Genomic DNA, 6,520 nt, shown 5'->3' on the forward strand with positions numbered 1-6,520 from the left:
AGCCGTGCATGGCATATCAACACATTAGTGTACCGGAACAGGGTGCAGCTATCGGCGTGAATGCCGATTATTCGTTAAATGTACCTAATCAACCGATTATTCCTTTTATTGAAGGTGATGGTATCGGTGTCGATATCACACCGGCAATGCTTGATGTGATTGATGCTGCAGTGAATAAGGCTTACAACGGCGAACGAAAAATTGCCTGGATGGAAGTCTATGCAGGTGAAAAAGCGACACAGCTTTATGGTTCTGACACCTATCTTCCTGAAGAGACCATAGACGCTTTGAGAGAATATTCGGTATCGATTAAAGGTCCATTGATGACGCCAGTTGGTGGCGGCATTCGTTCGTTGAATGTGGCATTAAGACAAACGCTGGATTTATATGTCTGCCAACGTCCGGTACGTTACTACCCCGGAACACCCAGCCCGGTCAAAGCGCCGGAAAATATCGATATGGTCATTTTCCGCGAAAATTCTGAAGACATTTATGCAGGAATTGAATGGGCTGCAGGAACGCCTGAAGTGCAAAAAGTCATCAACTTTTTACAAAAAGAAATGGGCGTAAATAAAATCCGTTTCCCTGAGACATCGGGTATTGGTATCAAGCCGGTATCGAAAGAGGGAACCGAGCGACTGGTGCGTAAAGCCATCCAGTATGTGATTGATAATGATCGTGATTCATTGACCCTTGTGCACAAGGGGAACATTATGAAGTTTACCGAAGGCGCGTTCAAACAATGGGGTTATGATCTCGCTGAAAATGAATTTGGCGCAACACCGCTGGATGGTGGTCCCTGGAAAACCTTTAAAAACCCAAATACCGGTAAAAACATCGTTATCAAAGATTCGATTGCCGACGCGTTTTTACAAGAAATCCTGTTACATCCTAAAGATTATGATGTGGTGGCCACATTAAATCTTAATGGTGATTATATTTCTGATGCTCTTGCCGCACAGGTTGGAGGAATAGGCATCTCACCGGGTGCCAATTTAGCGGACGCTGTAGCCATGTTTGAAGCGACACATGGCACAGCTCCAGCATTAGCTGGAAAAAATAATGCGAATCCGTCATCATTAATCCTATCGGCCGAAATGCTTTTACGGCATTTAGGTTGGGTCGAAGCGGCTGATCTGGTCGTTTCCGGCGTCTCAGGCGCCATTTCTAATGCGCGTGTCACCGGTGATTTAGCTCAGGCTATTGGCGTCGATGCGTTGAGTTGTAGTGATTATGCTGCAGCTGTTATTCAAAACATGTAAGGAGTTTCCATGAAAGTTGCAGACAACAAAGTAGTCGTAATTGACTACACGCTCACCGACAACAGCGGCACAGTTATTGACAGTAGTGAAGGTGCCGGCCCGCTGGCGTATCTGCATGGTGCAGGCAATATTATCCCTGGTCTGGAAGATGCTCTGATGGGCAAAGAGACTGGCGATAAAGTTCAGGCCAGTATTGAGCCGGCTAACGCTTATGGCGAGCGTCATGAAGCATTAAAACAAGATGTCCCTGCTGAATTATTCAGTGGTGTAGAAAAAGTTGAAGTGGGTATGCAGTTTCAGTCTGAAACTGAGCAAGGTCCGGTTTTAGTGACTGTTGTTGCCATCAATGATGAAACGGTTACTGTTGATGGTAATCATCCTCTAGCAGGGGTTCATTTGAACTTTGATGTTGAAATCCGTGAAGTCCGTGAACCAAGTGCCGAAGAACTGGAACATGGTCATGTTCATGGTGAAGGCGGACACCACCACTAGAAGTTTCATTTAATATTTAATCTTAAAGACGGGCATTGCGCCCGTCTTTTTGTTTCAGACCTAGAATCCCATGCAAACTATCGAACAACTTAAACAACAATTTGCAATTGCTGAACGCCTGGACTTTTCTATGGGGCCATCAGAGTGCGTGATGATCAATATTGATACGCCTTGTGCCAAAGCACGTATCACGACACAGGGCGCTCAGGTATTATCGTATCGCTCCGCTGATGCACATCATGATTTGTTGTTTTTGAGTCGGCTGACCCGCTATGGCAATCGACGGGCGATACGGGGTGGTGTTCCCATATGCTGGCCCTGGTTTGGTTCGGATCCAAGTGGCAAAGGTCGACCGGCGCACGGTTTTGCGCGTAATCGAGTTTGGGATTTGATTGATGTTCAACAGACTGAAAATGATGGCATCAAATTAACTTTGTCATTAACTCCAGAGCCGCAGGATGAACCGCTTTGGCACTGTGACTATGCTTTGAAAATGGAGATTGAGATTGATGAGCAAATCACACTCTCTCTGACAACGGAAAACCTGGATAAAGAATGTTTTGTCATTTCTCAGGCGTTACATACTTATTTCGCTGTAGGAGACATTGAAAAAACACAGGTCAGAGGTTTGAGTAATCATCATTATCTCGACAAGGTTGAAAATTTTCGTGAAAAACTTCAGATCGGTGAAATATTTTTTGCCGGTGAGACGGACCGAGTCTATCTGGACAGTCCGGATAAACTTTTTATTGAAGATTCTCAATGGTCACGACGAATTATTGTGGAGAGCGTGGGCTCAAACACGACAATTGTCTGGAATCCCTGGGAGCGGGTTAAAGAGCTGAAAGATATGACGGATGATGCCTATCGACATTTTGTCTGCGTCGAAACCGCAAATGCTGCACATGACAGTATCAGTTTGTCTCCGGGACAATCCCATACCGTTTCTGCACGGTATAGAATTATGCCAATGGGCTAATTAGACCAACGTTTAAGTAACTCATCACGATGCAAAGCCAGCCATTGGATAGCGATAATCGGAATGGCTGAAATGATTTTTCCGGCTTCCAATAAAGCATAGACCTCATCGAATGACAGGACCCTGACGGAAATATCTTCATCTTCTTCATCCAGCCCATGCAGACCACCTATATGGGTGCTGTCTATTCGTCCGCAAAACAGATGTAACAGTTCGGATGTGCCGCCGGGGGAAGTGAAAAACTCATTAATTTTTATCATCTCCAGTATTTCACAACCGGATTCTTCAACCGCCTCACGATAAGCGACTGATTCAGGTGTTTCACCCGGCTCGATGGCACCTGCAACAATTTCCATCAGCCAGACTCGTTCATCCTCCAGTTGTAAAGCACCTGGCCGAAATTGTTCGATAATAACCAGTGCATCTTTTTGTGGATCGTAAAGTAATACCGCGACACAATTACCTCGTTGAAATACTTCACGAGTCAGCGGGGCACTCCAGCCTCCTTTATAAAGCGTATGCCTTAAGGTGACAATTTTTAAACTAAAAAAACCTTGATAAGCCGTTGTTTCATCAATAATTTCAAACTGTTTGTTACGCATCCTGTATCCCAGTATCTTTAATTATATTATTCGACGGGTGTAAATACGGATTCGGACAGACCATCTATGCGGCGTAAAACGGCGGTAAATTTCGTGCCATCCTTTTCAATGTGCTCAAGTTTAACGGGTAAATAATCCAGTTCTGGCGCACACCAAAGCGTAGTTTCACGATCTTTATCGCTATCGCGATCTCGTTGTCTTGTGAATTTGACCGTGTCAATTTTACCAAGCGGGGTAGAGATAGTTTCTTGTTCAAGTCGTTTAATCTGATAGTGTTTTATGCGCCCACCATCTGCGATTAAATAACGAAAGTTTTTCTTTTCAGGATGCTGCAACAAGTCCAGTCTTAACTGCACCTGATAAATATGTTTTTCCAGCGTGTCAGCTTCGATTTCAAGATCCCATGGATGCACTTTGTCATCGATATGAACGGTATTTTTACGCCAGTCAAAATCCATCCGCAAATATTTATCTTTTTTTCCGCCGCTACGTTGGTAGAGATACTGGCGGGGCATTATTTGTTGCTGTGAAAGCGTCCATAAACTGGTTTCTTTCACCGTGTCACGTCTAAATAAGGCGACTACACCCTTGGCTTTGGTAACCGAACGAAACCGGTGCAAACCATCGGTTAAAGTCTCCAGTTCCTGAGTGAGTTCACCCGCCTGGAGACCATTCATTCCAATTTCATATTTCGCTGAATAGTCATCTAGCTCCTGGGCTAAAGCCGTAGAAGACAGAAACAGCAAAAAAAAGTAGCAAAAATAATGCATGAATTATCAGCTCTGTTGTTGAGTCAACAACCTTAAGGCATTCGGATAAAGTTTATGTTCCTCAATTAATACTCTTGCTGCCAGAGTTTCTTCAGTATCATCTGGCATTACCGGGACTTTGGCCTGTAAAATCACCGGGCCGGAGTCTAGTTCATCAGTAACAAAATGCACCGTGGCACCATGTTCTGTTTCACCTGATTCAATCGCCCGTTTATGGGTATGCATGCCTTTGAATTTGGGTAACAGTGAAGGATGAATATTAATTAAACGCTGAGCAAAATGCTGGACAAACCCGGTGCTTAGAATTCGCATGAAACCGGCTAATACGACGTAGTCTGGATCAAAGGTATCAATCAAATCTATCAATTGTGCATCAAAGGCTTCACGAGTCTCAAAATTCTTATGATCCAATATTCGAGTTGTAATATCCGACTGCTGAGCAAATGCCAATCCAGCCGCATCGGGCCGATTACTGATGACAGCAGAAACTTCGGCATTCAGTTCATTTGCCTGAATAGCCTTGATAATTGACTGCATATTACTGCCGCGACCTGATATCAGGATCACCAGCTTTGGTTTGAAGGTGTTACTCATTTAATAATGACTTGTTCATCGGATTGACTGGCTTCAATATGGCCAATCCGCATAGCCGTTTCGCCTAATGCTGTGAGAATCTGAACGGTGGCATCAGCATCCTGCTCATCGACGCAGACCACCATGCCAATACCATTATTAAAAGTCCGGTACATTTCACGATCAACCACATTTCCTTGCTGTTGCAGCCAATCAAAAACAGCCGGTCTTTGCCAGCTTTGGCTATCAATTACGGCTGTCACATTGGCTGGTAACACACGGGGAATATTTTCCAGTAATCCACCACCGGTGATATGTGATAAAGCATGAATATTAAATTTTTCATGTAGTTGGAGGAGTGACTTAACGTAAATCCGAGTTGGGGCTAACAGTTTTTCACCTAATGTTGCACCATCAAAAGCCATATTGAGATCAGCCTTGCTGACTTCAATAATCTTGCGGATCAATGAATAGCCATTTGAGTGTGGCCCGGAAGATGCGATCCCGATAATGGCATCACCCGCTTTTACCTGAGATCCATCAATAATGTTGTCTTTTTCAACAATTCCGACACAAAAACCTGCTAAATCAAAATCACCTTCCTGATACATGCTTGGCATTTCAGCGGTTTCACCGCCTACCAGCGCGGCGCCGGATTGCAGACAACCTTCCGCAATGCCACTCACCACATCGGTTGCAACATCAATATTCAGTTTGCCGGTGGCATAGTAATCCAGAAAGAACAGGGGCTCTGCGCCAAGAACCGCAATATCGTTGACACACATGGCAACTAAATCAATACCGATGGTGTCATGTATTCCAGCTTCAATTGCCAGTCTTAATTTGGTACCGACGCCATCCGTTCCAGAGACCAGAACCGGTTGTTTATATTTATCGAGCGGTAATTCAAACAGACTGCCAAAGCCACCCAGCCCAGCCATAACACCCGGGCGACGGGTTTTTGATGCTAGGGGTTTGATACGCTCGACAAGCGCATTTCCGGCTTCAATATCAACACCGGCATCGCGGTAACTGAGAGCTTGGTTTGATTGAGTAGGTGGAACGACGGGATCGGTCATGCTGGCTTCCTGATTATTTGGACATCACACACAAAAAACAGCGTGTTAGAATACCACAATGCCTAGATTATTTTTCTCACTGATTTTCGTTTTCGCTGCGTCGATTGCCTCCGCCGCGGAAGTTACTGATTTATATCAAGCACAAGCGCCCGTTGAGTCACAAAGTGAGCAAGAACGCCATCGTCTTGCGCCAAAGTTGCTCCAACAGGTAGTAATAAAAGTAGTGGGAGACCGTCGCGCCGTTGAGCAGGCAGATATCTCTGCGCTTATTACTGATGCAGAACGCTATATTGATAAATTTTATTATCAACAAGTGCCTTACGGTGATGATAAAACGATGGGGAATCAACTGGTATTGACGCTTGATTTCAATGCGAATGGTGTAAACACAGCATTGCAGCGTATTGGCTTGCCCGTGTGGGATAAAGTACGTCCTGAATCGTTGATTTGGATGGCTGTTGAATACGCCGGAAAACAACAGTTAATTGGTGAAGGTGATGAAGATTCGTTGCTTTTACAGGTAGAACAGGCAGCAAAGCAACGCGGCATTCCGCTCCTTTTGCCACTAATGGACCTGGAAGACCAAACGCAATTGACCTTCAATGATGTTTCAACAGGAAATAATGCTGCGGTTCAACAAGCTTCCGCTCGTTATGGGGCGTCTGTGATCGTGACTGCACGTTTGAGTGGGACTGAAGAATCAGCAGAGATAAGCTGGCAGGCAATGATGGGTGATCATCTTGAACGATGGTCCAGTCAGGGA

General features: G+C 44.8%; 8 protein-coding genes. 4 read left to right on the forward strand and 4 right to left on the reverse strand.

Annotated features, from left to right (window positions below):
* Positions 1-8 precede the first annotated feature (8 nt).
* The 3 genes from icd to LGT40_RS07230 all read left to right on the forward strand — a co-directional run bounded on the left by icd (position 9) and on the right by LGT40_RS07230 (position 2,733).
* Positions 9-1,262 carry an NADP-dependent isocitrate dehydrogenase gene (gene icd, locus LGT40_RS07220; protein WP_226074658.1) on the forward strand — a complete coding sequence of 418 codons (1,254 nt, stop codon included), beginning with the start codon at positions 9-11 and terminating at the stop codon, positions 1,260-1,262.
* Between the two features lie 9 nt (positions 1,263-1,271).
* Positions 1,272-1,754, forward strand: a complete 483-nt coding sequence (locus LGT40_RS07225; RefSeq protein ID WP_226074656.1) for an FKBP-type peptidyl-prolyl cis-trans isomerase — start codon at positions 1,272-1,274, stop codon at positions 1,752-1,754.
* A 70-nt stretch (positions 1,755-1,824) separates the two neighbouring features.
* On the forward strand, positions 1,825-2,733 hold the full coding sequence (locus tag LGT40_RS07230) for a D-hexose-6-phosphate mutarotase (RefSeq protein ID WP_226074654.1): 909 nt from the start codon (positions 1,825-1,827) through the stop codon (positions 2,731-2,733).
* On the opposite strand, the gene LGT40_RS07235 is transcribed toward LGT40_RS07230, so the two are convergent.
* Genes LGT40_RS07235 through purM form a run of 4 tightly spaced genes read right to left on the reverse strand, consistent with a single transcriptional unit; the run spans position 2,730 to position 5,757 of the window.
* Entirely contained in the window at positions 2,730-3,335 is a 606-nt protein-coding gene (locus LGT40_RS07235) for an NUDIX domain-containing protein (RefSeq protein ID WP_226074652.1), read from the reverse strand. The genes LGT40_RS07230 and LGT40_RS07235 overlap by 4 nt on opposite strands.
* Positions 3,336-3,361: 26 nt before the next feature.
* Complete coding sequence (locus LGT40_RS07240; RefSeq protein ID WP_226074644.1) at positions 3,362-4,105, reverse strand: DUF3108 domain-containing protein; 744 nt, start codon at positions 4,103-4,105, stop codon at positions 3,362-3,364.
* Positions 4,106-4,111: 6 nt separating this feature from the next.
* A complete protein-coding gene (gene purN, locus LGT40_RS07245; RefSeq protein WP_226074642.1) occupies positions 4,112-4,699 on the reverse strand; it encodes a phosphoribosylglycinamide formyltransferase in 588 nt (195 codons plus the stop codon).
* On the reverse strand, positions 4,696-5,757 hold the full coding sequence (purM, locus tag LGT40_RS07250; protein ID WP_226074640.1) for a phosphoribosylformylglycinamidine cyclo-ligase: 1,062 nt from the start codon (positions 5,755-5,757) through the stop codon (positions 4,696-4,698). The genes purN and purM overlap by 4 nt, the downstream gene beginning before the upstream one ends.
* Positions 5,758-5,815: 58 nt before the next feature.
* Here purM and LGT40_RS07255 point away from each other — a divergent pair.
* Positions 5,816-6,520, forward strand: a 705-nt coding sequence (locus LGT40_RS07255) for a DUF2066 domain-containing protein (RefSeq protein WP_226343182.1), incomplete at its 3' end; no start/stop codon positions are given.

The organism is Methylophaga pinxianii (assembly GCF_020447225.1).
GTDB classification, from domain to species: Bacteria; Pseudomonadota; Gammaproteobacteria; order Nitrosococcales; family Methylophagaceae; genus Methylophaga; species Methylophaga pinxianii.

Excerpts from the sequence above, each read along its gene's own strand:
- LGT40_RS07225 (WP_226074656.1), top strand. The coding sequence starts at position 1,272 with ATGAAAGTTGCAGACAACAAAGTAGTCGTAATTGACTACACGCTCACC.
- LGT40_RS07230 (WP_226074654.1), top strand. The coding sequence starts at position 1,825 with ATGCAAACTATCGAACAACTTAAACAACAATTTGCAATTGCTGAACGC.
- LGT40_RS07235 (WP_226074652.1), bottom strand. The coding sequence starts at position 3,335 with ATGCGTAACAAACAGTTTGAAATTATTGATGAAACAACGGCTTATCAA.
- LGT40_RS07240 (WP_226074644.1), bottom strand. The coding sequence starts at position 4,105 with ATGCATTATTTTTGCTACTTTTTTTTGCTGTTTCTGTCTTCTACGGCT.
- purM (WP_226074640.1), bottom strand. The coding sequence starts at position 5,757 with ATGACCGATCCCGTCGTTCCACCTACTCAATCAAACCAAGCTCTCAGT.
- icd (WP_226074658.1), top strand. The coding sequence starts at position 9 with ATGGCATATCAACACATTAGTGTACCGGAACAGGGTGCAGCTATCGGC.
- purN (WP_226074642.1), bottom strand. The coding sequence starts at position 4,699 with ATGAGTAACACCTTCAAACCAAAGCTGGTGATCCTGATATCAGGTCGC.